Origin of the sequence: Paenibacillus artemisiicola, assembly GCF_017652985.1 — a bacterium.
Lineage (GTDB): Bacteria > Bacillota > Bacilli > Paenibacillales > Paenibacillaceae > Paenibacillus_Z > Paenibacillus_Z artemisiicola.
Map to the genome: position 1 here is coordinate 18,587 of NZ_JAGGDJ010000048.1, position 24,494 is coordinate 43,080.

Annotated in this window: 28 protein-coding genes and 1 riboswitch; of the genes, 19 read left to right on the top strand and 9 right to left on the bottom strand. The window is 63.7% G+C overall.

What is annotated here, in order from left to right; all coding sequences use genetic code 11:
• Positions 1-18 precede the first annotated feature (18 nt).
• From I8J29_RS28445 to I8J29_RS28470, 6 genes are all read left to right on the top strand, one after another.
• Positions 19-981, top strand: a complete 963-nt coding sequence (locus I8J29_RS28445; protein WP_208850723.1) for a carbohydrate ABC transporter permease — start codon at positions 19-21, stop codon at positions 979-981.
• A gap of 62 nt (positions 982-1,043) precedes the next feature.
• Positions 1,044-2,648, top strand: a complete 1,605-nt coding sequence (locus I8J29_RS28450; RefSeq protein WP_208850724.1) for an ABC transporter substrate-binding protein — start codon at positions 1,044-1,046, stop codon at positions 2,646-2,648.
• 79 nt (positions 2,649-2,727) lie between these two features.
• Entirely contained in the window at positions 2,728-3,636 is a 909-nt protein-coding gene (locus tag I8J29_RS28455) for a hypothetical protein (RefSeq protein ID WP_208850725.1), read from the top strand.
• Positions 3,637-4,012: 376 nt separating this feature from the next.
• Positions 4,013-4,987: a TIR domain-containing protein gene (locus I8J29_RS28460; RefSeq protein WP_208850726.1), complete on the top strand. Its 975-nt coding sequence runs from the start codon at positions 4,013-4,015 to the stop codon at positions 4,985-4,987.
• Positions 4,984-5,175, top strand: a complete 192-nt coding sequence (locus I8J29_RS28465) for a hypothetical protein (RefSeq protein ID WP_208850727.1) — start codon at positions 4,984-4,986, stop codon at positions 5,173-5,175. The genes I8J29_RS28460 and I8J29_RS28465 overlap by 4 nt, the downstream gene beginning before the upstream one ends.
• Before the next feature lie 209 nt (positions 5,176-5,384).
• Positions 5,385-6,272, top strand: a complete 888-nt coding sequence (locus I8J29_RS28470; protein ID WP_208850728.1) for a fructose bisphosphate aldolase — start codon at positions 5,385-5,387, stop codon at positions 6,270-6,272.
• Between the two features lie 180 nt (positions 6,273-6,452).
• On the opposite strand, the gene I8J29_RS28475 is transcribed toward I8J29_RS28470, so the two are convergent.
• Positions 6,453-7,304 (bottom strand): alpha/beta hydrolase, encoded by an 852-nt coding sequence (locus I8J29_RS28475; protein ID WP_240546554.1) that lies wholly within the window; start codon positions 7,302-7,304, stop codon positions 6,453-6,455.
• A 231-nt stretch (positions 7,305-7,535) separates the two neighbouring features.
• Here I8J29_RS28475 and I8J29_RS28480 point away from each other — a divergent pair, with 231 nt between their 5' ends.
• The 5 genes from I8J29_RS28480 (at position 7,536) to I8J29_RS28500 (ending at position 9,840) form a co-directional block, all read left to right on the top strand.
• Entirely contained in the window at positions 7,536-8,102 is a 567-nt protein-coding gene (locus I8J29_RS28480; RefSeq protein ID WP_208850729.1) for a GNAT family N-acetyltransferase, read from the top strand.
• Between the two features lie 17 nt (positions 8,103-8,119).
• Entirely contained in the window at positions 8,120-8,359 is a 240-nt protein-coding gene (locus tag I8J29_RS28485; protein ID WP_208850730.1) for a hypothetical protein, read from the top strand.
• 13 nt (positions 8,360-8,372) lie between these two features.
• The gene (locus tag I8J29_RS28490; protein WP_208850751.1) at positions 8,373-8,663 is read left to right on the top strand and encodes a GNAT family N-acetyltransferase; all 291 of its coding nucleotides are present in this window, start codon (positions 8,373-8,375) and stop codon (positions 8,661-8,663) included.
• A gap of 58 nt (positions 8,664-8,721) precedes the next feature.
• Positions 8,722-9,183 (top strand): hypothetical protein, encoded by a 462-nt coding sequence (locus I8J29_RS28495; RefSeq protein WP_208850731.1) that lies wholly within the window; start codon positions 8,722-8,724, stop codon positions 9,181-9,183.
• A 75-nt stretch (positions 9,184-9,258) separates the two neighbouring features.
• Entirely contained in the window at positions 9,259-9,840 is a 582-nt protein-coding gene (locus I8J29_RS28500) for a maltose acetyltransferase domain-containing protein (RefSeq protein ID WP_208850732.1), read from the top strand.
• 86 nt (positions 9,841-9,926) lie between these two features.
• On the opposite strand, the gene I8J29_RS28505 is transcribed toward I8J29_RS28500, so the two are convergent.
• Positions 9,927-10,391, bottom strand: coding sequence for an SRPBCC family protein (locus I8J29_RS28505; RefSeq protein WP_208850733.1), 465 nt, complete (start codon positions 10,389-10,391; stop codon positions 9,927-9,929).
• Entirely contained in the window at positions 10,384-10,707 is a 324-nt protein-coding gene (locus I8J29_RS28510; RefSeq protein ID WP_208850734.1) for an ArsR/SmtB family transcription factor, read from the bottom strand. The genes I8J29_RS28505 and I8J29_RS28510 overlap by 8 nt, the downstream gene beginning before the upstream one ends.
• A gap of 159 nt (positions 10,708-10,866) precedes the next feature.
• Between I8J29_RS28510 and I8J29_RS28515 the strand changes: the two genes are divergently transcribed.
• Entirely contained in the window at positions 10,867-11,373 is a 507-nt protein-coding gene (locus I8J29_RS28515; protein ID WP_208850735.1) for a GNAT family N-acetyltransferase, read from the top strand.
• A gap of 174 nt (positions 11,374-11,547) precedes the next feature.
• Here the strand turns inward: I8J29_RS28515 and I8J29_RS28520 are convergent, their stop codons facing one another.
• The 3 genes from I8J29_RS28520 to I8J29_RS28530 all read right to left on the bottom strand — a co-directional run bounded on the left by I8J29_RS28520 (position 11,548) and on the right by I8J29_RS28530 (position 15,284).
• Positions 11,548-12,510 (bottom strand): aldo/keto reductase, encoded by a 963-nt coding sequence (locus tag I8J29_RS28520; protein WP_208850736.1) that lies wholly within the window; start codon positions 12,508-12,510, stop codon positions 11,548-11,550.
• 338 nt (positions 12,511-12,848) lie between these two features.
• Complete coding sequence (locus I8J29_RS28525; RefSeq protein ID WP_208850737.1) at positions 12,849-14,435, bottom strand: phytoene desaturase family protein; 1,587 nt, start codon at positions 14,433-14,435, stop codon at positions 12,849-12,851.
• Between the two features lie 141 nt (positions 14,436-14,576).
• Complete coding sequence (locus I8J29_RS28530) at positions 14,577-15,284, bottom strand: G1 family glutamic endopeptidase (protein ID WP_208850738.1); 708 nt, start codon at positions 15,282-15,284, stop codon at positions 14,577-14,579.
• A 243-nt stretch (positions 15,285-15,527) separates the two neighbouring features.
• On the opposite strand from I8J29_RS28530, the gene I8J29_RS28535 reads away from it, so the two are divergent.
• The 5 genes from I8J29_RS28535 (at position 15,528) to I8J29_RS28555 (ending at position 18,979) form a co-directional block, all read left to right on the top strand.
• Positions 15,528-16,568 carry a zinc-dependent alcohol dehydrogenase gene (locus I8J29_RS28535; protein ID WP_208850739.1) on the top strand — a complete coding sequence of 347 codons (1,041 nt, stop codon included), beginning with the start codon at positions 15,528-15,530 and terminating at the stop codon, positions 16,566-16,568.
• Positions 16,568-16,900, top strand: a complete 333-nt coding sequence (locus I8J29_RS28540) for a cupin domain-containing protein (RefSeq protein ID WP_208850740.1) — start codon at positions 16,568-16,570, stop codon at positions 16,898-16,900. Before I8J29_RS28535 ends, I8J29_RS28540 begins: the two co-directional genes overlap by 1 nt.
• Before the next feature lie 23 nt (positions 16,901-16,923).
• Positions 16,924-17,436, top strand: coding sequence for a phosphoesterase (locus I8J29_RS28545; RefSeq protein ID WP_208850741.1), 513 nt, complete (start codon positions 16,924-16,926; stop codon positions 17,434-17,436).
• Positions 17,433-17,909, top strand: a complete 477-nt coding sequence (gene coaD / locus I8J29_RS28550; RefSeq protein ID WP_208850742.1) for a pantetheine-phosphate adenylyltransferase — start codon at positions 17,433-17,435, stop codon at positions 17,907-17,909. Before I8J29_RS28545 ends, coaD begins: the two co-directional genes overlap by 4 nt.
• A 76-nt stretch (positions 17,910-17,985) precedes the next feature.
• Positions 17,986-18,067: riboswitch (ZMP/ZTP riboswitch) on the top strand.
• A 63-nt stretch (positions 18,068-18,130) separates the two neighbouring features.
• Positions 18,131-18,979, top strand: a complete 849-nt coding sequence (locus I8J29_RS28555) for a bifunctional 5,10-methylenetetrahydrofolate dehydrogenase/5,10-methenyltetrahydrofolate cyclohydrolase (protein WP_208850743.1) — start codon at positions 18,131-18,133, stop codon at positions 18,977-18,979.
• Between the two features lie 177 nt (positions 18,980-19,156).
• On the opposite strand, the gene I8J29_RS28560 is transcribed toward I8J29_RS28555, so the two are convergent.
• Positions 19,157-19,789, bottom strand: a complete 633-nt coding sequence (locus I8J29_RS28560) for a ThuA domain-containing protein (RefSeq protein WP_208850744.1) — start codon at positions 19,787-19,789, stop codon at positions 19,157-19,159.
• Positions 19,790-19,803: 14 nt separating this feature from the next.
• Positions 19,804-20,529 (bottom strand): SDR family NAD(P)-dependent oxidoreductase, encoded by a 726-nt coding sequence (locus tag I8J29_RS28565; RefSeq protein ID WP_208850745.1) that lies wholly within the window; start codon positions 20,527-20,529, stop codon positions 19,804-19,806.
• 379 nt (positions 20,530-20,908) lie between these two features.
• Between I8J29_RS28565 and I8J29_RS28570 the strand changes: the two genes are divergently transcribed.
• Complete coding sequence (locus I8J29_RS28570; protein WP_208850746.1) at positions 20,909-22,129, top strand: GTP-binding protein; 1,221 nt, start codon at positions 20,909-20,911, stop codon at positions 22,127-22,129.
• A gap of 66 nt (positions 22,130-22,195) precedes the next feature.
• Here the strand turns inward: I8J29_RS28570 and I8J29_RS28575 are convergent, their stop codons facing one another.
• Positions 22,196-23,365, bottom strand: a complete 1,170-nt coding sequence (locus I8J29_RS28575) for a hypothetical protein (RefSeq protein WP_208850747.1) — start codon at positions 23,363-23,365, stop codon at positions 22,196-22,198.
• A gap of 367 nt (positions 23,366-23,732) precedes the next feature.
• On the opposite strand from I8J29_RS28575, the gene I8J29_RS28580 reads away from it, so the two are divergent.
• A complete protein-coding gene (locus tag I8J29_RS28580; protein WP_208850748.1) occupies positions 23,733-24,227 on the top strand; it encodes a cysteine hydrolase family protein in 495 nt (164 codons plus the stop codon).
• Positions 24,228-24,494: the final 267 nt, after the last annotated feature.

A 24,494-nucleotide genomic window follows, 5' to 3' on the forward strand; every position in this document is an offset into this window, starting at 1 on the left:
AAGGAGCGACAACCGCGCATGAACACCACCACCGCCCAATCGCCGGCAGCCGCGGCGGCCGTATCCAAACCGCGAGCGGCAAAGCCGATCAACGCCATTTCGCCCGGCTCCAATCTGGTCATTAACGTCTTCTTCATCGTCTACTGCTGCCTGTGCCTGTTCCCGGTCCTGCTCGTGCTCTCCGCGTCCTTCAGCGACGAGAACGCCATCGCGCTGCACGGCTATTCCATCATCCCGCGGGTCTGGAGCACGGCGGCCTATCATTACCTGATGTACGATTTCCACAAAATCGCGGTCGGCTACGGCATCTCCATCGCGACGACGGTCATCGGCAGCCTGGTCGGCATGATGATCACGGCGCTGTACGCCTATCCGCTGTCGCGCGGCGACTTCGCCTTCCGGGGTTTCTTCTCCTTCTTCATCTTCTTCACGATGATCTTCGGCGGCGGGCTCGTGCCGTGGTACCTCGTCTACACGAACCTGTTCCACCTGAAGGATACGCTGTTCGCGCTGATCGTGCCGGGGCTGCTCATGAACGCGTTCCTCGTGCTGACGACGCGGACGTTCTTCCAGCAGACGATCCATCCGTCGATTCTCGAATCCGCGCAGATCGACGGCGCCGGCGAGTTCCGCATCTTCTTCGGCATCGTGCTGCCGTTGTCGCTGCCGGTCATGGCGACGATCGGATTGTTTTACACGCTGGCCTACTGGAACGACTGGTTCAACAGCCTGGTCTTCATTAACAAGGACAACATGGTCAACCTCCAGTACATGATGTACCGGGTCATGCGCAACCTGCAGTTCCTGCAGGCGAACGCCCAGAGCAATACGGCGGTGGGCGCCGCGGAGATCGCCAAAATCCCGAACGAAACGGTCCGCATGGCGATGTGCATCGTGGGCATGGGCCCGATCGTGCTCGCGTATCCGTTCTTCCAGCGGTATTTCGTCGCCGGCTTGACGGTCGGCGCGGTGAAGGGCTAATCCCGGCCGAGACCGGTTAGCATACAGAGCTAGGCGTTCATATTCGATATGGGAGGGTTCATATGAAGGTCAAGGGGATCCAGCGCAAGGGACTTACCGCATTGACGGCGGCGTTCGCCGTGACAATGATGCTGTCCGGCTGCGGCAGCAACGGCAACGACGGCAGCAACAGCGCGAACGGCGGCAACGGGGGCGGCGATAACGCGGCGGCCGCGACCGGTAACGGCGGCGCGAACGCGAATGCCGGGGCGGCAAACGGCGGCTCCGACGCCTCGAAGCTCGAACCGTACACGATCAAATGGTTCGTTCCGGGCGCCGCGGCGCAGAAGGATCAAGCGCTCGTCAACGAGGAAGTCAGCAAGTATTTGAAGGATAAGATCAACGCGTCCTTCGACCTGGAAGTCATCGACTGGGGCAGCTGGGCGGATAAAATGAACCTGAAATTCGCTTCGAGCGAACCGTTCGACCTCATGTACACGGCCAACTGGGACGGCTTCGCGACGAAGATCGCCCAAGGCAACATCATCGACATCACGAGCCTGATCGACCAGTACGCGCCGGAAGCGAAAGCCGTCATCGAGCCCGCGCTGCTCGAAGGCTCCAAGGTGAACGGCAAGAACTACGGCATGCCGGTCAACAAGGAGATGGCGACCCAATTCGGCGTCATGCTCCGCAAGGACCTCGTGGACAAATACGCGATCGACCTCACCACGATCAAGACGCTGCAGGACCTCGAGCCGTATTTCGACATGATCAAGGACAAGGAACCGGGCGTCACGCCGTTCTACCTGAACAAGGACATCTCGCTGCTGAACGTCTGGAACAACAACAACTTCGACTACTACGACGGCGGCGCGGGCACGCTGCCGAAGGGCTCGACCGACTTCAAGCTGGTCATGGGGCTCGAGACGCCGGAGGCGAAAGCCGGGTACGATCTCATTCATCAGTGGTACCAGAAGGGCTACGTCAACAAGGACGCCGCGACGCTGCAGGATCTGAGCGGCGGTCTAAAGGCCGGCAAGGCGTTCGCGTATCCGGAGCAGCTGAAGCCGGGCAAGGACGCCGAGGTCAGCACGGCGACCGGCGTGCAGTGGGTGCAGGTGGAGCTGACGCAGCCGATCATCGGCACGGGCGATACGCAGGGCTCCATGGCCTCGATCTCCCGCACGTCCAAGGATCCGGCGCGGGCGATGATGTTCCTGAACCTGCTGTACACGGACAAATACCTCGTCAACCTGATCGCCTTCGGCATCGAAGGCAAGCACTACAAGAAGGTCGGCGACAACACGATCGATTTCGCGGACGGCGTCACGGCGCAAACCTCGGGCTATAACCTGAACCAGGCGTGGCTGTTCGGCAACCAGTTCAACGACTACCTGTGGACGAACGAGGATCCGCAGAAGTGGGAGAAATTCAAGACGTTCAACAAGGCCGCCAAGAATTCGCCGCTGCTCGGCTTCGTCTTCGACCCGTCGAACGTGAAGACGGAGGTCGCCGCCATCACGAACGTGGGCAAGGAGTTCAACTCCGGCCTCGGCACGGGCACGCTCGATCCGAACGTGTATCTGCCGAAGTACATCGACAAGCTGAAGGCGGCCGGCATCGAGAAGGTCATCGCCGAAGAGCAGAAGCAGCTCGACGCCTGGCGCGCGGCGCAGTCGAAATAATCGTCGGATCCATACGGCCGGTGCGCAAGTCGGGCACCGGCTTTCTTATTCGAAATTTGCGGAAAGCGAGTGGAGACCTATGGAGAACAAAGTTTTGACGAAGGAAGAGATCGACCATTTCATGGCGCGCGGCTGGGTGAAGGTGAAGGAAGCCTTCCCGCGGGAGCTGGCGCTGGAATGCCAGCAGTTCGTGTGGGAGAAGCTGCGGCCCGCCGGCATCGACGCGAACGACCGCGCCACGTGGGACAAACCGATGCATTATTTGCGCGAGGCCTACAGCGGCGGCGCGTTCGACCGCTGCAACACGGAGCGGATGGCCGACGCGATCGAGGACCTGGTCGGGCACGGCCGCTGGATCGACCGCGGCGTGTACGGGAAGGAGGCCGTCGTCAGCACGTGGGGCTGGTGGCCGGTGAATTTCTCCCTCGGCGCCGAGCGGCCCTGGACCGTGCCGACGAAGGGCTGGCATTGGGACGGCGGCCATTTCCGCCATTACGTGGACAGTCCGGATCAAGGGCTGCTGTGCCTGTGCATCTTCTCGGAGATCGGCCCGCAAGGCGGCGGGACCTTGATCGTGGAAGGCTCGCACCGGGTCGTCGCGCGCTTCCTGGAGCGCCATCCCGAGGGCCTTGAGCCGCAGGAGGGCATCGATAAGCTGAACCTGGAGCATCCGTACTTGGCGGCGCTGACCGGGCAAAACGGCGAGCGCGAGGACGACCCCGGCCGGGTCGAGCGGTTCATGGGGGCGTGGCATGCCGACGGCGACGGCTTCCGGCTGCGGGTGGCCGAGACGACGGCTTCGCCGGGCGACGTCATCCTCTGCCATCCGTTCCTCTACCATACGCCGTCGCAGAATCACTCCGGCGTGCCGCGCTTCATGTGCAACCAGAAGACGCCGCTGAAGGAGCGGATGAACTTCGACCGCGCGGACCCGGCGGCGTATTCGCCGGTGGAGACGAGCATTCGCCGGGCGCTGGGGCGGGGATAAGAGGGTGTAATTGTTGGCGGCGGCGGGCTAGAGCAGCCCGGGTGGCCGTTCGCGGCGAACGGCGGCCGCGCTTCGCGTTCGTAGATTCGTACGAATAGAGATGGGTATACAGGCGGCTCCGCAGGGGCTGCCTCTTTCGCATGCGCCGGCCTGCGGGTAATAGAGGGCGGGGGAGGGAGAAGGCGAATGCGAAAGGGAGAGGAAGAGCAAGAAAAAGAGCAAGAGAAAGAGAAAGAGCAAGAGAAAGAGCAAGAGAAAGAAGCAGCGTGAGCGGAAAACTTTCCGGATGGAAATTTCATGCCGTGCCCGCGGGCGGCGTATGGTAGAATGATGACAACTAGCAGGCGCAGCATGTCTATCGGGAAGAGGGGACGTCATGTCGGATAGCAGGCCGAAAGTGTTTTTGGGCTCGACGAGCGAAGCCAAGCGGCTGGCGCTGGCCGTCACGCGGGAGCTCGAACGGATCGCGGAGGTGACGCCGTGGTTCGCGGGAACGTTTCAGGCGAATCACGACGCCATGACCGATTTGGAAGTGCAGGCGGACGCGAGCGACTTCGCGGTATTCCTGTTCACGCCGCACGACGTCGTGGAGCTACGCGACCAGATCATGATGATTCCGCGCGACAACGTCGTCTTCGAGCTGGGGCTGTTCTGGGGCCGGCTGAAGCGGGAGCGGGTATTCTTCGTCGTGCCGCGGACGGTCGCCAAGGCGCGCGGGGACGGCAGCGTCGTCAGCGAATTCCATATCCCGTCGGACTTGAACGGGCTGACCTACTTGACCTACGATCCGGACCGGACAAACCTCGACGCCGCCGTCAGCACGGCGTGCGGCGCGATCGCGGACCGCATCGCGGAGCTCGGTCCGTACCGCAATCCGGCCCACGCCTCGCTGCTGCAATTTCTAATCCAGTTCAGCGCGGATATCGTGCGCGACGGCGCGCGCAAGTACGAGCATCTCTACGAAGCGGTCCGCACCGCCTACGACGGCGGCTCGGTCGGCCGGGTGTCCGGCGCGGCGGTATGGCGCGCCGAAGGGAACGACGGCATCCGGCAGGTCGCCGGCAACGTCGGGCGAGGCAAGTTCTATTCCTTCTCGGCCTATCAGGACGCGGGCGAGCAGGTGCCGCTCGTCGTCGACGTCTTCCGGACGAGCACGGAGCAGGCGATCCTGTACAAGGGACACGGCGTTGGCAAAATTTATTTGCTGTGCTATCCTGTGGGTAAGGAGCTGGTCGTGACCGTGCACTTGACGGGGAACGTCTCGACGCGGGAGCAGCTGGAGCAGCTGATGGACGAGAACGACGAGCTGATGAGCACGGTCCACTACGTATTTGGAGGCGATCCGGCATGAACGGCAAAGAAGCGAAGAGAAATGCGCGGACGCGCATACCGGTTACGCGCGAGCGAACGGGCAAGGTCGTCGTGGTCGACATGAACGCCATGGTCCTCGCTCCGGTCATCGGCACCGGACGGGAGGAGAACGGCTTCGTCCTGTTGAAACGGAAAGCCGAGTACAAGAAACCGCTGTTCGCGCATTGATGGCGCGGCATGATACAACCGCCCGGCTCGCTGCGAGCCGGGCGGTATTTTATGTCCAGCCGGAGATTTGCGTTCAGAGCGGGTACTCCGAGGCATGGATTCCCGTCGGGAAGAACGCGAAGATGCCGGTGTGAGCGCCTTGGTTTTCGGATATACTGGTTTTGGGCATTTAGAGGCGCCAATTCATAGGAAACGGATGGTGGCTATCAATGAACAAGGAACAGGTGGAACGCATTCACTCGGGCAAGGGCTTTATTGCCGCTTTGGACCAAAGCGGCGGAAGTACGCCTAAAGCGCTGCTTCAGTACGGAATCAAAGAAGACCGGTACGCGAATGAAGAAGAGATGTATGGCGTCGTGCATGAAATGAGAACGCGCATCATCACGAGTCCGGCCTTTAATGCCGACGCGATCCTAGGCGCCATCTTGTTTGAAAATACGATGAACCGGACAATCGAAGGGAAGTTTACGGCTGATTATCTGTGGGAGAACAAGGGGATCGTGCCATTCCTGAAAATCGACGAGGGTCTGGCCGATGTTCAGAACGGCGTTCAGCTCATGAAGCCAATGACGGGATTAACGGAACGTTTGAAGCTTGCGGCGGAGCGAAATATTTTCGGTACGAAAATGCGTTCGGTCATCAAAGAAGCGAACCCGGAAGGCATAAAGAAGGTTGTCGAACAACAATTCGATATCGCCAAGCAGATTCTAGCCGAAGGCTTAATTCCGATTATCGAGCCTGAAGTCGATATTCACAGCGCAAATCGAGATCACATCGAACGCGTATTGAAAGAAGAGCTCCTGGAGAGATTGCATGCGCTGGATCCAGGCGCGAACGTCATGCTCAAACTTACGATCCCTTCCGAGGATAATGTATACCAAGCCCTCATGAAAGAGCCGCATGTGTTGAGAGTGGTTGCATTGTCCGGGGGCTTCGGGATGAAGGAAGCAAACGAAAAATTGGCTCGCAATCATGGACTAATCGCCAGCTTCTCGCGAGCGCTGTCCGAAGGACTTGCCGCTCAGCAATCGGACGAGCAGTTTAACGCGACGCTATCGAACACCATACAAGCCATTTATAACGCTTCGATCACCTGACGTTCAACGGCTTCCAAGTCCCGTGCGGCGAGCAATCGCCGGGCGGGTTTTTTTTCTGCATCATTGCTCAACGTCCGCTTTTTCAGCTGTAAAGGGAGCGCAGGAAAGGATGCTGTCTTCCCTGCGCTGCCCGTCGCACGCTGGTTCATCCGCACGAAGCCGGCCGGGCGAGGCGCACATTCAGAGCGCCTTCAGCCGTTCGTCCAGCCAGTCCCGCATGACGTCGAACACTTCCTCGCGGTCCAGCTCGTTATGCAGCTCGTGCTTGTAGCCGGGCCACTCCATGAACGTGCAGAGCGCACCGGCCTCGTCGGCGAACTGGCGGCTCGCTTGGATCGAGGTGACTTTGTCCGAGCCGCCGTGCATGAGCAGCAGCGGCAAACGCCATTCCGAGGCGTGCTTCAGCGCCCAGAGGCCGGCGCCCTGCACGCTCAGGAAGAAGCGCGCCGTGATGGAGCCATGGCCGAGCGGGTCCTCCTGGTAGCGCTTGATCATCGCCGGGTCGGAAGTCAAATGGTCGCCGACCATCGGCCGTTCGTTCGTATAGGCGGGAAACAGCCGGTTCACCACGCGCGCGATAATCAGCTGCAGCGGCGGCGGGTTGAAGGCGAGCCTCAGCCACGGTCCGGTCACGATGGCGCCGCAGATGCCGGGCTTGCGCCGCAGCACGTAGTTGAGCGCGACATTCCCGCCCATGCTGTGTCCGTACAAGAAAACCGGCGTGCCGGGATAACGCTTCTTCGCCTCGGCCAGCAGCGCATCGACGCCGTCGAGCAGGGCCGGGTAGGATTTGGTATGGCCGCGCTTGCCCGTCGTCCGTCCGTGGCCGACCTGATCGAAGCCCAAGACGGCGTAGCCGGCACCGGTGAACATTTCCGCAACGTGCTCGTAGCGGCCGACGTGCTCGCCCATGCCGTGCACGAGCGCGATCACGCCGCGGATGCCGCCGCGCTCCTCTCCGTCCGGTTCCCATTCCGCCGCATGGCGCATAGAGCCGTCCCGGCAGCGCAGCTCGAATAGTCGCTCCTTCATGATCCAGCAGCCTCCTCGTTCAATACACTCCTCCTTCAACTTTACCACACCGGACCCGGGATTATGAAATGAGAGGGTGACGCTTCCAAAAAAATAAATGGAAAATGGAGGATATCCGGCGGGCGAAGGAGAAAGGGGAGTAAGGTCCGAGCACGGCCAATTGGGAGGCGGCTTCGAGTGCGCGGATCGCCGAGTTGCAAGGCGAACATGACGGATGCATGGAGGACGACGATGCACGACGAATATATGATCGACTGCGGCCCGATTGCGCTGCGGCCGTTTCGTCCGGAGGATCTGGACGATTTTCACGCCATCACGCATGAACCCGAGATCGTCCGCTACCTGCCGGGATGGAACGTCCCCAAGGAGCGCCGCGCCGATTGGCTGCTGAACTACGAAATCCCGGAAAACGAGCGGTTCCTGCAAGCCGTCGAGGAAGGCGGGCCTATCGGCGAGCTTCGTCTGCGGCTGGCGATCGTGCTGAAGACGACGGGCGGTTTCATCGGCTGGGCGTGCACGGGCATGAAGGAAGAGCTCCCGCCGCCCAACCGGGAAATCGTCTATGGCTTGACCGCCGCCCATCGCGGCAAGGGCTACGCGACAATGGCGGCGAACGGCCTCGTCCGATACCTGTTCGAGCGCGAGCTTGCGGAGGAGCTGAACGCCCTCGCGCTGAATGGGAACGAGCCGTCGCGCCGGGTCATCGAGAAGTGCGGCTTTCGCGAACAAGGCGGCATCGTCATCGACGGCGAGACGTATCTTCATTACAAACGGTTTCGCCGGGAAGGCGAAGCGTAAGGCGAGGAGGAACCCGGATGCCGGAAGAGCCGGATCAACGCGAGCGGCGCGAGGAAACGATCGCGCAAACGAAGCCGGGCGGTTCGTTCAACGACGTGACCGAGCATTACCGCACCGTCATGGGCGTGCCCGACAAGCCGGTCGACCTGAACGGCATGCCGAAGCCGCTGCGGATGTTCGGCTATTTTTTCTTGGGGGCGTTCGCGTTGTTCGCGATCGTGCTGGTCGTGACCGTGATCGTGCAGAGCTGGGGGTAACGGATCAGAGCTTATCGGCACCTGCGGGTACCATTGCTGGGTTCGGGAAGAACGGAGCCGGGCGGAGCTCGGCTTCGATTTGGCGAAGCCGCACTGGGGCAAGGGACTGATGCGGGAGGCGCTGAAGCCCGTCATCGCCTTCGGGTTCGAGCGGATGGGCCTCGACCGGATCGAGGCGACGGTCGACCCGAAGAACAAGCGGTCGTTAGCGTTGCTAAACAAGCTGAACTTCGAACTGGCTCCTGCGTTAAGAGAGGGGTTGGCGTATTTTTATTTAGACCGACAACCGTTGAACAAAGGATAAGCCTCGTTGAACCGCTTAAAATACCGAGTTCCGCAGTGCAGGAAGGAGGCCCGGCGCCGTGAAGGTCATGACGCTTTCGATTAAGAAGCCGGCCAGATTCAGAACCATTATCGGCATGGCGATCGTTTGTTTGATTACCCTGCCGAGGCTTATCGATTTCATTCAAAGCCAGTCCAATATATCGCGTATCGTGCCTTGGATTGTCCTGTTCGTTGTGAGCGCAACGGTCTTAATAGGAACGTTCTTCAGGGCGATGCAGCAGCCGACGGCGATGCAGCTCTGCGACGGAGCCATCCGCATCAACGGACGCGAGATCCTGGCGAAGGACATTCAACGCATCATGAAGGCCGGCTATTTTAGACCGGTAATCGGAATCAAACCGTACGGGACATGGCTTGTGCCGCTGCATCTGTGTTTCCGCTTCGCGGACGGCGAGGACAGGGGCATGGCGACGATCCTAAAATGGGCGGAAGAGAATCGGGTGAACGTGGCCAGCAGGCCTTTTGCGAGCTGGTGGTAATGGGCATGCTGACCCTATCGGAACGCGGAACGGCGGACCGGTCGAACGGGCTTAGACGACGAAAGGAGTTCCCTCATGCAACCGAAAACCGAGAAGGAAAAAATGTTGAGCGGCGAGCTGTACCAGGCCGCCGACCCGGTACTGACGAAGGACCGGTTGAACGCGCGCCGGTTGACGCGGCTCTACAACCAAACGCTGGAGACGGAGCACGAAGAGCGGCAAGCGATTCTGCGGGAGCTGTTCGGCTCGACGGGGCGCAGCCTCTATGTCGAACCGACGATTCGCTGCGATTACGGCTATAACTTGCATGTCGGGGAGAACTTCTATGCCAATTTCGACTGCGTGTTCCTGGACGTTTGCGAGATCCGCATCGGGGACAACTGCTTCCTTGCGCCCGGCGTGCATATCTACACCGCGACGCATCCCTTGGAAGCCGAGCCCCGCGTCTCCGGCGCGGAATTCGGGAAGCCGGTGACCATCGGCCGCAACGTGTGGATCGGCGGGCGCGCGGTCATTAATCCGGGCGTCAAGATCGGCGACAACGCGGTGATCGCTTCCGGGGCGGTCGTGACCAAGGACGTGCCCGATAACGTGGTGGTCGGCGGCAATCCGGCCCGCGTCATCAAGCCGATCGACAATGGCGCCGGCTCGGTCTGAACCGGCCCGTCGATCATCTTCCGCAAGCAAGGGCCGCCGGCGCACCGGCGGCCTTTTGTCATCTGCATCGATCGGGAAAACCCCTCCTAATTCGCTGCCGGGTCGTACATGGCGCCGTTCGGCCGCGAATCGGCGCCGGAGCCTAATCCTTGCGCAAGGGTTTGCAGCCGGCCCATGAAATGCGTCCAACCCTTCGCGTGCGACGCGATTTCCTCGGCGGACGGCAGGTCGTAATGCGTGAGCGTCAGCAAAGTGCCGTCGTCCTGCGGCGCGAGCTTGAATTCGACGGTGCTGGAGCCCGGAGGGACCAGCTTGGACCGCTCCCAGCCCCACGTCATCACGATTCGCTCGTTCGGAACCAGCTCCTTGTATTCGCCCATCGCGATGTCGCTGCCATTGAGGTCGATGCGGAATTTGCCGCCGATTCTCGTCTCCAGCAGCACCTGGCGGCCCATCCAGCGAATCATTTTGTCCGGGTCGGTGAAGAACGCGAACAGCGTTTCGGGCCGGCACGCGATGAAGATTTGCTTCGTCAGGGTGTTGTCAGTCATCGGATTCTTGGATTCTCCTCTCTTCTTCTTCGGCCGCTTCCTTCAGACGCAGCAGGCTGTCGTCCCAGAAGCTTCCGATATAGGTCATCAACTCGGCGAAACCTTCCCTCCTTACCCCGTAATAACGTTTGGTGCCGGCGCGCCTTACGACGACCAGCCCGGCTTCTTCAAGAACCTTCAAGTGCTGCGAGATCGCCGGCGCGGTAATGTCGAAGTGCGAGGCGATGGCGCTGGAGGGCAGCTCTCCATGACGGATGAGATGTAAAATCTCTCTGCGCCGCGGTTCCGTCAGGGCGGTTAGCGCTTTATCGATCATGCCAATAATTTAGCATTAACTAAATTAAGTGTCAACTTAATATTTGTTTGCTTTCGCGCGTCCCGTGCGCGATGCTGGCCATCGGAAGCGCGAAGTGCGAGAATAGAGAGGGCCGGCGGTCACGGCAAGCGATAATCTTAGAAAAGGCGGTCAGGACAGATGGAGGTTAGCTTTACTCTTGTGAATACGGCGGAGGAAATCGCCGAAACGGTTCGATTGGGCGCGCGGATCTGGCGCGAATATTACGTATCCATCATCACGATGGAGCAGATCGAATACATGCTCGGGAAATTCCAATCCGTTCCGGCGATCACGGAACAGATTCATCATCAAGGCTACGAATATTACATGATCCGGCACGAAGGGACGCCAGTCGGCTATATGGCGGTCAGACCGGAAGAGGACAAGCTCTTCCTGAGCAAGTTCTATATCGCCAAGGAGCACCGGGGGCGGGGCTATGCCAGCCATGCGATGGCGTTCCTGGAACGGCTCTGCGGCGACCGGTCCTTGGGCGCGATCTGGCTGACGGTCAACCGGCACAACGCCGGCAGCATCGCGGTCTACGAGAAGAAGGGCTTCCGGATCGAGCGGGAGCTCGTCGCGGATATCGGAAACGGCTACGTCATGGACGACTTTATCATGGAGAAAACCGTGGCGGCGTCTTGAACGAGGAGCGTTACGCGAGCGCCGGGGACGGGAACGGCTGGACGGCAGTCATAACGGACAGCCGAACAGGCAGACGGCGGCCGGCTTGCGAATGGCATGGAGGCCGCGGATGCGGAAATACGGCAAAAAAACGGCCCGCAGGCTTAACCTGCGGGCCGTTTCCGATTGCGGCGTTTACCACGCGTAAGCGCGCGGCGCATCCCCGCCCGGACCGGGAAAGATCTCGTCCAGCCGCTTCAGCGCCGGCTCGTCCAGCTTGAGCTCGGCCGCGCGCAGCGAACGCTCGAATTGCTCCAGCGTGCGGACGCCGATTACCGGCGCGGTCACGGCCGGATTGGCAAGCAGCCAGGCCAGCGCCACGATGTCCTCGCGCTCCCCGAGCTCGCCGCACAGCTCGGCGAACGCTTCGAGCTGCGGCCGGTGCCTTTCGACGCGCGCGGCATCGCCGCTGCGTCTGGCGGTGCCGCCGCTCGGCGCGCCGGCCAGCAGGCCGCCGTCCAGCGGGCTCCAAGGCAGGATGCCGAGGCCAAGGCTTCGCGACGCCGGCAGCACCTCCAGCTCCGGCAGGCGGCAGAGCAAATTGTACTTGTGCTGCTCGGATACGAGGCCGAGCAGTCCGCGCGCTTTCGCCTCGCCCTGCGCGACCGCGATGTCCCAGCCGGCGAAGTTGCTCGAGCCGACGTATCCGATTTTGCCTTGAACCGCGGCGATTTCGAAGGCGTTCCACAGCTCGTCCCAGCTTGCGTTCCGATCGATATGATGCATCTGGTACAGCTCGATATGGTCCGTTTGCAGACGGCGCAGCGAGCCTTCCAGGTGCCGGCGGATTTTATACGCGGACAAGCCCGCTTCGCGGTTCGGTCCGTCATGGTCGTCGTGCATATCGTTGTACACTTTCGTGGCGAGCACAGTGCGCTCGCGGCGGCCGCCGCCCTGCTTGAACCAGCGGCCGATGATTTCCTCCGTGCGGCCCAAGGCGTACTGATTCGCCGTATCGAAGAAGTTGATGCCCGCATCGAGCGCCGCGTCCATGATGCGGAACGCTTCCGGCTCCTCCGTCGTCCATCCGAAATTCATCGTGCCGAGGCACAGCCGGCTGACCTTCAATCCCGATTTCCCCAAATACGTATATTGCATTCGTTCACCGCTCCTTCTTCAGCTTCAACTCGGACGCGCGGCGTTCCGGGGCGCGACGCATCCCCAGAGACCATTATACCGAAACCCGTCCGAATTTGCGGGCGGGGTGCCTCATTCACAAAATCTTCAACTTCCGGCGCGTCCGCATCGCTTGTATTCGGAAGTCGCCGTACCCTGTAGTTCTGGGTCATGCACAGTACGCCGGAGATCGGTTCGCGAGCCTATCGCCAAATAAAAAAGTCCCCTCCGCGCAGACGGTGCGCCGCAAGCGGTGCGCTGCACGGAGGGGAACTTTCCAGGGAAGGGCAGAACCGTGCTCGGAACCCGGGAGAAGCCGGCTACCGGTCTCCTGCCAGCAGCTGCTGCGCCACGATGTAGCCCGACCCGCCGTTGATGCCGTGCCCCGGCCAAGTGGCCGCGCCCAGCATGTAGAGATTCGGGATTTCCGTCCGGTGGCTTGGCTGGGATGGCAGCGGGCGGAACAAGTAGCTCTGCGCCAAATCGTGCGCGCCGCCGTACGGGTCGCCGGGGCCGGAATTCGGGTTGAAGCGGGCGATGACGTCGGGCGTGACCACGAACTTGCCGACGATCGCGTCCGGGACGTTCGGAATATGCTTGCCGACGACGCCGATGACGCGCTCGGCGAAGCGTTCGGTCAATTCGGCCGTCCAGGCGCCGTCGCCGACCTCGATCTCGCCGGCCGCGTCGCCGCGCGGGCGGCACGGCACCTCCAGCACCTGAAGCCGCATGATTGCCTTGCCGGCCGGCGCGCGGCTCGGATCGAGGTTGGTCGGGCAGTCCACCGTGAAGGTCGGCTTCGCGGGCAGCAGATCGGACATGCCCTGCGCGATGGCTTGGGTGAAGCCGTCGAGCCCGTCGGTCAGATGCGGCTGGCCGACGCGGGCGAACCGGGCGTCCGGCCATCGGGGCGGTTCGCTCAGCGCCAGATGGATCTGCACGCAGCCTCTTCCGTACCGGAAGCGCCGGGCTTGGGCGCGGAGATCGGCGCCGACCGGCGCGTCCGCGAGGAGCGACAGGTAGAGCTGATCCGGGCCGGTGGAAGCGACGACCGCCTGCGCCGCCCGGTATTCCTCGCCGTCCGCCGTGCGCACGCCGACGGCTTTGCCGTCGCGGACGACGATCCGCTGCGCGTGCGCGCCGGTCAGAATCGTGCCGCCCTGGTCCTGCACCAGCCGGGCCAACGCTTGGGCGAGGCGCTCGCTGCCGCCTTCGGGGATCGGCATCCCTCCGCCCATGAGCGCCATCGCCGTCAGCGGCACCCAGACGCCGCTGCCGACCTCGTCCGGCGTGCGGCCGAGATGCGTGACCCAGGAGGCCAGCATGGCGCGCGTCACCAGGGAGCGGAACTCGCTCACCGCCTGGCGGGCGGTCGAGAACAGGGAGGAGGCAAACGGCGAGTAGCCTTTGGCGCCGGGAGCCGCCAGCAGCTCCCGGATGATTTCGGTCGCCCGAGGGCCCGACAAATCCAGATTGAACAGCTCGAACACCTGCCCCGCATAGGGAGCGAAGGCCTCGAACATGCGCCCCAGCGCGGCGCCGTCGCCGGGGGAGAGCCTTTCGGCCTCGGCGGCCAATTCCTCGCCGGAGCGGGCGAAGACGGCCGTGTCGCCGTTCTCCATCGAGACGCCGGTCGGCAGCTCCGTGTTCGCGTAACGCAGGCCGCGCGCTTCGAGCGCCTCTCCAAAGTCCGCGTAGGCGGGCCCGGTCAGGAACAGCGGGTGGGCGGCGGCATAGACGTCGTGCTTGAAGCCGGGCAGCGTCAGCTCCTCCGTGCGGAGAAATCCGCCCGGACGGTCGTTCTTCTCCAGCACGAGGACGCTTCTTCCCGCGCGCGTCAAATAAGCGGCCGCGATTAACGCGTTATGGCCGCTTCCGATCAGGATGACATCGTACGTTGTCAACATCGTTTCCCTCCCGCGTCGTAAAAGCTAGCTTCAGTGTAAGGCAAGCCGACGGCGAGAGGTGGCGTTTCCTGTCGAGCATTCCAAATGTTTCCTAAAGGGATGGACAGTCGGGAATCAGCCATGAATTGGATGCGAACGCCCTCAGCAAGGCGGAGTGGGCATGTCGGGGCCGTAGGCGACGCGGAAGCCGTCTCTGGCTTTGTTGGGCAGGGACGGCGTGGAGACGATGCGGCCGTTCTGCGCCATGACGCCCCGGTTGCGCCGCTTGAAGCAGGGACGCTTGCCGTTCAGCCTGCTGCCGAAGAAGGCGGTCCGTCCGTAATTCGCCAGCGGCGCCGTCGCGAACCCGACCGTGGGCGCCTCCAAAATCCATTCCGCCGAGGAAGCCGGGCCGGCATAGGCTTGAACCGTCTTGAACGTCCAGCCTTTCGTCCGGTTCCGGAGCAGAATCCGCCACTTGCCGCCGCGCAGTTTCGTGATTTGGGCAAACATCGCGTCGCCCGGCGCGACGGGCCGGGGGATCCGCGTCTCGTAGGCGGGCAGAATCTCCCACCACGGATAGTAGCTCGCCTTGCCGTTCTCGATACCGTGCGCGGTTCCCGTTTGGATCAAGAACGGATTGTCGAAGCCGTCGATCCCGATCCAAGCGGACGAATAGCGGTTTCCTTTGGCCGATTTCACGCGGGGCACCGCCCAATAGCCCGAAACGCGGCGATACGCGCCTCGGTTCCCGCTGATCGCGTAGCCCGACCAGTTCTCCGCCCGCCACCCCGGCGGAATCTTCACCGGGCGCGGCTGTAGGAAGGTCGATCGTTTTCGCGGCGCGGATCCTCTTCGGATGTTGTTCAATCGCCGAACCTCCTGTACGTTGTCATTACGTCCAGCGTATTCCCGCGCGCCGCGGGTTGTCACGGCCGTCTAAGGTCCGGCGCTCGGGAGACGCGTCCGCCGCCGGACCGCCTGCCGAACCGGACCGATGCCCGATTGGGGCTTTCGACTTCGCGGGCGGAATGCTACCATGTAGAGGAATGAAGCCGAAATTTGCCAAACCTTTACGAAACCGAAATCGATCGTGGAGAGGGGAAATCGCGCATGCAGGCATTGATTTACGAAGGACCGCGGGAGATGGTGCTCCGGGAGACGGAGAAGCCGGTCCCGGGCGAGGACGAGCTGCTCATACGCGTGGCGTACTCCGGCATTTGCGGGTCGGAGCTCAGCGGGTATCTGGGCAAAAATTCGCTCCGCAAGCCGCCGATGATTTTCGGCCATGAATTCTCCGGCACGATCGCCGCCATCGGCAGCCGGGCCGCGGCTGACGGCCGCTGGGCGTTCGGCCAGCGCGTCACGGCCAACCCGCTCGTCACGTGCGGGCAATGCGAGCCGTGCGTCACCGGCCGGCAGCAGCTGTGCGCGTCGCGGAAGCTGCTGTCCGCCGCGCTGCCCGGCAGCAACGCGGAGTACGTGAAGCTGCCGGCCGCGTTCGTCTATCCCGTGCCGGATGCGGTGACGCTGCGGCAGGCGGCGATGACGGAGCCCGCCGCCTGCGCGATCCGCGCGGCGGAGCTGGCCGCGCCGAAGCCGTCGGATACGGTGCTCATCGTCGGCATGGGGCCGATCGGGCTGCTTACGCTGCAGGCGGTCCTGCGGCATGGCGCGCGCAGCGTCATCGCCGTCGACATGAACGCGGAGCGGCTGGCGATCGCCGCCAAGCTCGGGGCGGCGCATACCGTATGCCCGGCGTCCGGTACGGATACGCTGGAGGAAGCGAAGCGGCTGACCGGCGGCGCCGGCGTAGACGCCGCGATCGACGCGGTCGGCGCGAGCCTGACGCGCCGGCAGTGCGTGCTCGCGTGCAAGGGCGGCGGCCGCACGGTGTTCACGGGGCTGCACGAGGAAGAATCGGCGCTGCCGGTGAACGTGGCGATCCGGAACGAAGTGACGATGACCGGCGCGTTCGCGTATTCCGCGGCGAACTTCCGGACGGCGCTCCGGTGGATCGAAGAGGGCCGCATCGGCCTGGCCGACGGCGTGGTCGAAGCGCCGCTCCGCGAAGGCGGACGCTGGTTCGAGACGCTGCTGAAGGCGCCGGGCCACGTATCGAAAGTCTTGCTGGTGCCGGGAGGCGAAGCCTGATGCCGCGTTTTGACGAATGGCACGCGTCCGGGCCGGGGATCGAGCGGAAGATCTTCCCGCCGGGCGAGACGATCATGAGCATGATGGTGAAGCTGCGCGCCGGCGCGGTCGGCGCGGCGCATTCGCATCCGCACGAGCAGCTGACGTTCGTCGTCAGCGGGCGGCTGCAGCTGGAGATGGACGGGGCGCTGTCGGTCGCCGAAGCGGGCGAGCAGTTCGTCATTCCCGGCGGCGCGGTGCATGAAGTGACGGCGCTCGCGGACACGGTCGCCGTCGAGACGTTCACGCCGCTTCGGGCGGATCTGCTCGCGACGATTACGGACGACGAGTAAGGCAGACAAGGAGCGTGAACCGCATGGGCAGGACGTTTTTCATCTCGGACCATCACTTCGGCCATAAGCACATCATCGATTTCGAATCGCGGCCGTTCGCGAACGCCGAGGAGATGGACGAGACGATGATCGCGAAGTGGAACGCGGTCGTCGGGGAAGGGGACAAGGTGTTCCATCTCGGGGACTTCTCGTTCCTGAACCGAGACCGGACCCAGGCGATCGTGGAGCGGCTGAATGGGTACAAGCATCTCATCCTCGGCAATCACGACCGGGGGCGCGGGCGGCAGTGGTGGCTGGACGCCGGCTTCGACGAGGCGAGCGAGCATCCCATCATCTATAAAGACTTCTTCTTCCTCTCGCACGAGCCGATGTACATGAACCGGCATATGCCGTACGTGAACGTTCACGGCCACATCCACGGGCAAAAATACGAGGGCGTCCACCACTTCAACGTCTGCGTGGAGCACTGGGATTACACGCCGCTTACGTTCGAGCAGATCCGCGACGCCGTCGTGCCGGGCGAGGAGCAGGCATGAGGGTCGTGTACGCGGGCAGCTTCGACCCCATCACGCTCGGGCATATCTCGGTCATCGAACGGGCCGGCACGCTGTTCGACGAGGTGCACGTCCTCATCGCGAACAACCGGAGCAAGAAGCATTACTTCGATCTCGCGCAGCGCACGGGGCTCGTGGAGCTGTCGACCGCCCACGTGACGAACGCGGTCGTCGTGCCGTTCGAGGGCATCGTGGCGGACTATGTCAACGCGAACGCCGTGAAGGCCGTCATCCGGGGCATCCGCAACTCCACGGACCTCGAGTACGAGCTGCAGCTGGAGCAGTACATGCGCACCGCGACGACGGCGGACACCGTCTACCTGTCGCCGTATCTCAAGGACATCCAGACCAGCAGCTCGCTCGTGCGGATGTTCATCCAGTCGAACAAGACCGAGCTGGCGCAGACCTTCATGCATCCGGACGCGTACGCGAAAATGGTGACGTTCGCGAAGTAGGCGAAGCGGCCGCGCGAATATCCCGATGCGGGTTGCCTGCGGCCCCCCCGGACGGTATAATACAACCATCGATTCAAAAAGCGCGTGTGACTGGCGTAACGCGGGGAACCGCGGGGGAGCACGGAACGCTTATACGGCCGTACGCCTGGGCAGAGGTAAGGGGATTCGTCCCCTTGCCTCTTTCTGTTGTAGGGGACCATTACGCGAGAGGATGAGGGAGCATGACGCATTCGGAAACGTTGGTATTGGACGGCGGCGCGGTCGCGGACCGCATCAGAGAAGGACTCGCGCCGCGCATCGCGCGGCTGAAGGAGCGGGGCGTCGTTCCGTGTCTCGCGACCGTGCTGGTCGGGGACGACCCGGCATCCGCCACGTACGTGCGGATGAAAGGCAACGCGTGCAAGCGGCTCGGCATCGCGTCGATCCGCGTGGAGCTGCCCGCGGCGACGACGACGGAAGAGCTGGTCGCGGCCATCCGGGGATTGAACGGCGATGCCGCGGTGCACGGCATTCTGCTGCAGCATCCCGTGCCGCCGCACATCGACGAGCGGGCGGCGTTCGAAGCGATCGCCGCCCAGAAGGACGTCGACGGCGTGACGACGCTCGGCTACGCGCGGACCGCGTTCGGCCTGGCGGACTTTCCCTGCTGCACGCCGGCGGCGATCATGGCGATTCTGGCGCACTACGAGCTGCCCGTAAGCGGCCGCCATGCCGTCGTCATCGGCCGCAGCCCGATCCTCGGCAAGCCCGTCTCGGCGATGCTGCTGAACGCGGACGCGACGGTGACGACCTGCCATTCGCGCACGGCCGATCTGCCGGCCATCGTCCGGCTCGCGGACATCGTGGTCGCCGCCGTCGGCAAGCCGAAGTTCGTGCGGGGCGACTGGATCAAGCCGGGCGCCGTCGTGCTCGACGCCGGCTACAATCCCGGCAACGTCGGGGACGTCGATTACGCGGCGTGCGCGGCCCATGCCTCCGCCATTACGCCGGTGCCGGCGGGCGTCGGGCCGGTCACGATCGCGACGCTGCTGAAGCATACGGTGGACGCGGCGGAGAAGTTCGGCGCGTAGCGCGATCCTCGGGGCCGCGCGGCAAACGAAGGGCCGTCCCGCAAGCGAATCCGCTTGCGGGACGGCCCTTTTTGGATGAAACGCCGCGTTCGGGAGCCGTGGGGCTGCCCGCCGCGCCGAGGCATCCGGTTCTTTCCGAGGCGGCTTGCTCCGCGCCGGATTACCGTCCGCACCGGATTACCGCCGGCACGCCCATCGCGCGCCGTTCAGCAGCAGCCGGCGGTACGGCTCGGGCCGGAAGGAAGGGGCATGGTGGCCCGGCTGCAGGTAGACGACCCGGCCGAGGCCGTAGTCGCGCGCCCAGCCCGCCGGGCAGCGTTCGCCCTCGAAGTCGTAGGCGAGGAACACGTCCAGCTCGGCCAGCGGATCGAGCTCGAACCGGTACGGCTCCTCCTCGAGCGGGAATTCGCCGACGCCGCCCAGGATCGGGTGCTCCTCCGCGGGGCGGTAGACGAGCGGCTGATAAGGCGGATGCCCGGTGAACCGGGCGCCGATCAGCTGCCGCAGCTCCGGGCTGCGCTGGAGCGAGATGCCGTTATGCACGACGAGCAGTCCGCCGCCGCCCGCGACGTAGCGCAGCAGGCCCGCCGTCTGCGCCGGCGTCGGCGTCCGGTCCCAGCAGTCCGCGTAGGAGATGCACAGCGGATGCTCCGCGTGATCGAGCCGGCTCAGGGCGTCGTAATCCTCGGTCGCCTCCAGCGCGAATTCGGGGCCGAGCGCGGCGTCCAGCTCGGCGCGCGCCGGCTCCAGCGGATGCCACGGCGCCGCCGCGAAGTCGCCGAGCAGCAGCGTGCGTACGGGTTCGTTCATCTTCGTCGTCCTCCTCACCATGGCAGCTCGCGGCCGGTATCCGCTTCGAGGTACAGGGGCAATTCGCGCAGCTCGCCGCCGCGTTCCGCGACGCGGGCGAGCAGCTGCGCGGCCGCTTCCCGCGGCGTGTACGTGCCGGCGTCGTTCCACGTGCCGCTCATCGACGTCTTCACCCAGCCGGGGTGGAGCAGCAGCACGCGGCCGCCATCCGGACGGATCTTGTTGTGGACGATGGTCGAGCCCATGTTGAGCGCGGCCTTGGCCATGCAGTAGCCGAACCAGGCGTCGCGGTGGCTCTGGCCGAGGCTGCCCGCTTCGGACGAGACGTTCACGATCAGCTTGCCGCCGTTCATGACGGGCGCAAGCAGCGCGTTCGCCATGCGGATCGCGCCGAGCGCGGTGACGTTGTACACCCGCTGCATGTCGGCGAAGTCGAGCTCGTCCGCGACGGTGCTGCCGGTGTCGCCGAGCAGCGCGGCGTTGTTGATCAGCAGGTCCAGCTCGGGCGTCAGAGCGGCGAGCCATTCCGCAAACGCTTTCACGCTGTCGTCGCTTCCGACGTCCAGGCGGGAGGCGTGCAGCCGATTCGGATAGATCGCCGACAGCCGCTCCAGCTCGGGATTGGGATGGACGATACCGCCCGCGTAGACGGTGCAGCCCGATTCCAACAGGGCAATCGCCAGTTCCAGCCCGATTCCGCGGTCGGTGCCGGTAATGCAAACGTGCCGGTAATGCGGCATAAGCAGTCCCTCCATAGGTTCGAATTAAGGATGCCGTGCTTCTCGCGCGATCGCTTCGTTGTCTAAGCCCCATTATAGAGGCGAGGCGGCGAGGCGGCAATCCGTCCGGGCGAACGAGCTTCGGCGCATCGGGCGTGTCGCGGCGCAGCGCCCCTCGGTCCGGACGCCAAAATCCGGCAGCCGGCAGCTTGAGGTTGACGCCGGCGGCGGCGCCTGTTAGGATTTAATAGTAATTATTACGATTAAGGCGCGGGCTAAGAGCGCCGTTCCGTTTCGGCCTTTGCCCGCCGCCCCGATCGAATAATGACGCGCATGCAATTGCCTTGGCGGCTGCATGTCTCCAGATCGTAAAATTTACATAGGAAAGCAGGGAGAATCCATGAACCAACAAACCCTTGAGCGCCGAATTCCGGTCACCGTCCTGAGCGGCTACCTCGGCTCCGGCAAGACGACGCTGCTGAACCACGTGCTGCAAAACCGCGACGGTCTCCGCGTGGCCGTCATCGTCAACGATTTGAGCGAGGTGAACATCGACGCCGCGCTCGTCAAAGACGGCGGCGGGCTGTCGCGGACGGACGAGAAGCTGGTGGAGATGTCCAACGGCTGCATCTGCTGCACGCTGCGCGAGGACTTGCTGCGGGAGGTGGAGCAGCTCGCGAAGGATGGGCGCTTCGACTATATCCTTATCGAGTCGACGGGCGTCGGCGAACCGGTTCCCGTCGCGCAAACCTTCACGTACGTGGACGAGGAACAGGGCATCGACCTGTCGCGCTATTGCCGGCTCGACTGCATGGTGACGGTCGTGGACGCGTACCGGTTCTGGCACGATTATTCCTCCGGCGAATCGCTGCTCGCCCGCGGCCAGCACGTCGGCGATGACGATGCGCGGGAGGTGGTCGACCTGCTGATCGACCAGATCGAATTTTGCGACGTGCTCGTCCTGAACAAATGCGACTTAATGGACGAAGCGGACCTGGCGGAGCTGGAGGGCGTGCTGCGGAAGCTGCAGCCGCGGGCGAAGCTGATCCGCGCCAGCCATGGACGCGTGGCCCCGTCGGACATCCTGGACACGGGGCTGTTCGACTTCGAGGCAGCCAGCCTGTCGGCCGGCTGGATCCGCGAAATGGAGAAGCAGCTCCACGTGCCGGAGACGGAGGAATACGGCATCGCGTCGTTCGTCTACGAGCGCGTCCGGCCGTTCCATCCCGAGCGCCTCTACCGCTGGATGAGCCGCTGGCCGGAGGAGATCGTGCGGGCGAAGGGCATCGTGTGGCTCGCCACCCGGAACGCGATGGGCCAAAGCTTGAGCCAGGCGGGGCCGTCCATTCATTTCGGCCCGTCGGGCTGCTGGATCGCGGCGCTGCCCGAAGCGGAGCGGCGGGCGATCCTGCGGGAGGAGCCGGAAGCGGCCGCGCGGTGGCACGCCGAGCACGGCGACCGGATCAACAAGCTCGTCTTCATCGGCATCGGCATGGACCGGGCGGGCATCGCGGACGGGCTCGACGCGTGCCTGCTGACCGACGCGGAGATGAAGCGGGATTGGAGCCGGTTCGCGGACCGGCTGCCGAACGCGGCGCCGGAGCAGCACGGCTTGCATTAAGACAAGAGCCGGCCCGCCGATCGTCGGCGGGCCGGCTCTTCCAATCAAGGGGCGTTCTCTCGCCGCCTACGGACGCACCGCGTACAGCGATCCGCCGCTGACGCGGTACCAGACGCCGTACCGGGCGGAAGCATCGCCGCCGCCGGCGAAGGCATGCTCCCGGTACTGATAGGCGGACGAGCCTCCGGCCGTGCCGACGACCTTGTCCGTCTTGGTATCGTAGAGCTCCGACTTGCCGTTGAACGTGAACGCGACGGTGCCGTCGGGAGCCAGTTCGTCGATGCGCAGCTGCGTGGCGGAGAAGGACCAGCCCGCCGGGGCCTCGAACGCCGTCTTCTCCGTCCCTTGCGGCGAACGGACGTACAGGCTCCAGCTGTTCGGCTCCTTATGGTACGCCGTATAGGCGACCCAGCCGCCGTTCAGCCGGTAATCGTCGTTCGGGACGTAATAGTTGCCCTTCGCCCAAGGGTTCAAGGCCAGCGTCGTCACGGCGCCGTCGGCCCCGCGCAGGCGCAGCGCCCACTTCATGTCATGGTAATTGTTCAGCACGACAAGCTCGCGGTAAAGGATGCTCCCGCCGTCCGTCAGCGGTCCGTAGTAGCCGAGCGTCCAGCCGAACCACTGCGTTACCTTCGCGGAGGGCGCCGCGAGCTGCTCGGCGCCCCCGCCCGGCAGCGCCCGGAAGAGCGCGAGCGTCTGCAGCGGCCCGCTCGGCGCCGTATACACGGCGGTTCCGCCGGCGGAATCGGCTTTGTCGTAGCCGGGCTCGCGGGCTTGTCCCGTCGCGAGGTCGACCGTATGCTTCGTGAGCACCGCGACCGTGCCGCCGTCCGTCACGCGCTTCACGTCCTCGCCGCTTCCGATCGGCGCGGCGGCGCCGTTCGCCCAGGCGTAGACCGTGCTCGCGGGCGGCCATACGCCCGTGCGGGTGTTGACGTTATAGACGACGCCCGAGGCGGACAGCTTCGCCGGCCCGACGAGCGTATCGGTGCCGGAGGCGTCGTAGATCTTGGCGTCGCCGCCGTTCAGGCGGTCGTGCAGCCAGAGCGTGCTGCCGTCGTTCGCGGCCCACAGAATCCGGGCGGCGTCGAAATCGCGGATGGTGCCGTCGAAGGCGTTCAGGAGCTGCTCGGACGAGGCGGCATGCGCTTGCGCGGCGGCCGCGGCTTGCGCGGGCAGCAGGCAGAGGGCTGACAGCAGCAGGACCCGAACGAACGGGTTCGAACGTCGTTTCATAAGTATTCTCCTCGCTTTTCGTTGGGATGGGACCGGTTATCGGCACCTGCAGAGCGCCTGCACACCTCCTTGGGATGCCGATCGCCGGGTGCCGGCCGTTGATGGCATAGCCGATGCTTGGAAGCCTAAAGGATACTATTCGGGAGCGCTTTCGGATTTCTTGGCGAATTTCCAAAATTTTATAGAAACTTAACGTCCGCCGCCCGCTCCGTTCCGGGAGCGAATGGCATCCGGGCCAGGCCGGCCGGACGCCGCGGTCCGCCGCCGGGAGGAAACGGCGTGCCGCCGCCGAAATAAGTAGCCGAAAGAAACGCGGAGCGCGTACGGCAAGGCCGGCGGCTCCGGTTGCGCATAAGGAGGCTATTCGATGCAAATCGCATTACTGATCGTAGACATGCAGCCCGTGCATTTGCGGGGGCGCGTGGGGGGAGAAGCGGTGGAGCGCGCGTGCGCATACATCAATTTCGCGGCCGAGCGGCTCCGCGGCGGCGGGCATCCCGTCGTCCACGTGCTGGACGTCGAGGGCATGGAGGAAGCGAACCGCGGCGACTTCGACCCGATTCCGGGCATCGTGGTCAAGGACGGCGACTTGAAGGTATCCAAGGAGAGCGGGAATGCGTTCTGGCGCACGGAGCTGGAGGCGCGGCTGACGGAACGGGGCGCGGAGCTCGTCGTCATCGCCGGCTTCGCGGCGGAGCAGTGCGTGCTGTTCACCTACAACGGCGCGGCCGAGCGGGGCTTTACGCCCGTCCTGCTGCAGAACGGCCTGTTGAGCGCGTATCCGGACGCGATCGCGTCCGCCGTTCGGGATCGCAACCTGATCTCGCATCCCGTCATCGCCTACATGACGGGCCGCTCGTGACGCGCCGTAATCTTCCAACACGCAATTGTAACGGGAATGCAATCCGAATTTCAGCTTGTTTTAATCTACGGCGCCTATAATCAATCTCGACCCCCCTTTTAGAATATAGATTTGGACCCGCTGCCCGTTGCAGCGGGTCCCAGGCTGTCGAGAAAGTCTCGACAGCCAATTGTTTGTCCTTTTAATTTAACACGACACCGCGTTAATATAGTATAATATAAGTAACATAGACAGATCGGATGGTGTCGTCATGCTTCGTTCTAATCG

Coding starts and splice junctions, on each gene's coding strand:
- I8J29_RS28445 (WP_208850723.1), top strand. CDS start 19: ATGAACACCACCACCGCCCAATCGCCGGCAGCCGCGGCGGCCGTATCC.
- I8J29_RS28485 (WP_208850730.1), top strand. CDS start 8,120: ATGCCGGAAGAGCCGGATCAACGCGAGCGGCGCGAGGAAACGATCGCG.
- I8J29_RS28575 (WP_208850747.1), bottom strand. CDS start 23,365: ATGAAACGACGTTCGAACCCGTTCGTTCGGGTCCTGCTGCTGTCAGCC.
- I8J29_RS28465 (WP_208850727.1), top strand. CDS start 4,984: ATGAACGGCAAAGAAGCGAAGAGAAATGCGCGGACGCGCATACCGGTT.
- I8J29_RS28540 (WP_208850740.1), top strand. CDS start 16,568: ATGCCGCGTTTTGACGAATGGCACGCGTCCGGGCCGGGGATCGAGCGG.
- I8J29_RS28480 (WP_208850729.1), top strand. CDS start 7,536: ATGCACGACGAATATATGATCGACTGCGGCCCGATTGCGCTGCGGCCG.
- I8J29_RS28475 (WP_240546554.1), bottom strand. CDS start 7,304: ATGAAGGAGCGACTATTCGAGCTGCGCTGCCGGGACGGCTCTATGCGC.
- coaD (WP_208850742.1), top strand. CDS start 17,433: ATGAGGGTCGTGTACGCGGGCAGCTTCGACCCCATCACGCTCGGGCAT.
- I8J29_RS28525 (WP_208850737.1), bottom strand. CDS start 14,435: ATGTTGACAACGTACGATGTCATCCTGATCGGAAGCGGCCATAACGCG.
- I8J29_RS28455 (WP_208850725.1), top strand. CDS start 2,728: ATGGAGAACAAAGTTTTGACGAAGGAAGAGATCGACCATTTCATGGCG.
- I8J29_RS28545 (WP_208850741.1), top strand. CDS start 16,924: ATGGGCAGGACGTTTTTCATCTCGGACCATCACTTCGGCCATAAGCAC.
- I8J29_RS28560 (WP_208850744.1), bottom strand. CDS start 19,789: ATGAACGAACCCGTACGCACGCTGCTGCTCGGCGACTTCGCGGCGGCG.
- I8J29_RS28520 (WP_208850736.1), bottom strand. CDS start 12,510: ATGCAATATACGTATTTGGGGAAATCGGGATTGAAGGTCAGCCGGCTG.
- I8J29_RS28460 (WP_208850726.1), top strand. CDS start 4,013: ATGTCGGATAGCAGGCCGAAAGTGTTTTTGGGCTCGACGAGCGAAGCC.
- I8J29_RS28510 (WP_208850734.1), bottom strand. CDS start 10,707: ATGATCGATAAAGCGCTAACCGCCCTGACGGAACCGCGGCGCAGAGAG.
- I8J29_RS28515 (WP_208850735.1), top strand. CDS start 10,867: ATGGAGGTTAGCTTTACTCTTGTGAATACGGCGGAGGAAATCGCCGAA.
- I8J29_RS28570 (WP_208850746.1), top strand. CDS start 20,909: ATGAACCAACAAACCCTTGAGCGCCGAATTCCGGTCACCGTCCTGAGC.
- I8J29_RS28470 (WP_208850728.1), top strand. CDS start 5,385: ATGAACAAGGAACAGGTGGAACGCATTCACTCGGGCAAGGGCTTTATT.
- I8J29_RS28500 (WP_208850732.1), top strand. CDS start 9,259: ATGCAACCGAAAACCGAGAAGGAAAAAATGTTGAGCGGCGAGCTGTAC.
- I8J29_RS28580 (WP_208850748.1), top strand. CDS start 23,733: ATGCAAATCGCATTACTGATCGTAGACATGCAGCCCGTGCATTTGCGG.
- I8J29_RS28555 (WP_208850743.1), top strand. CDS start 18,131: ATGACGCATTCGGAAACGTTGGTATTGGACGGCGGCGCGGTCGCGGAC.
- I8J29_RS28565 (WP_208850745.1), bottom strand. CDS start 20,529: ATGCCGCATTACCGGCACGTTTGCATTACCGGCACCGACCGCGGAATC.
- I8J29_RS28450 (WP_208850724.1), top strand. CDS start 1,044: ATGAAGGTCAAGGGGATCCAGCGCAAGGGACTTACCGCATTGACGGCG.
- I8J29_RS28535 (WP_208850739.1), top strand. CDS start 15,528: ATGCAGGCATTGATTTACGAAGGACCGCGGGAGATGGTGCTCCGGGAG.
- I8J29_RS28505 (WP_208850733.1), bottom strand. CDS start 10,391: ATGACTGACAACACCCTGACGAAGCAAATCTTCATCGCGTGCCGGCCC.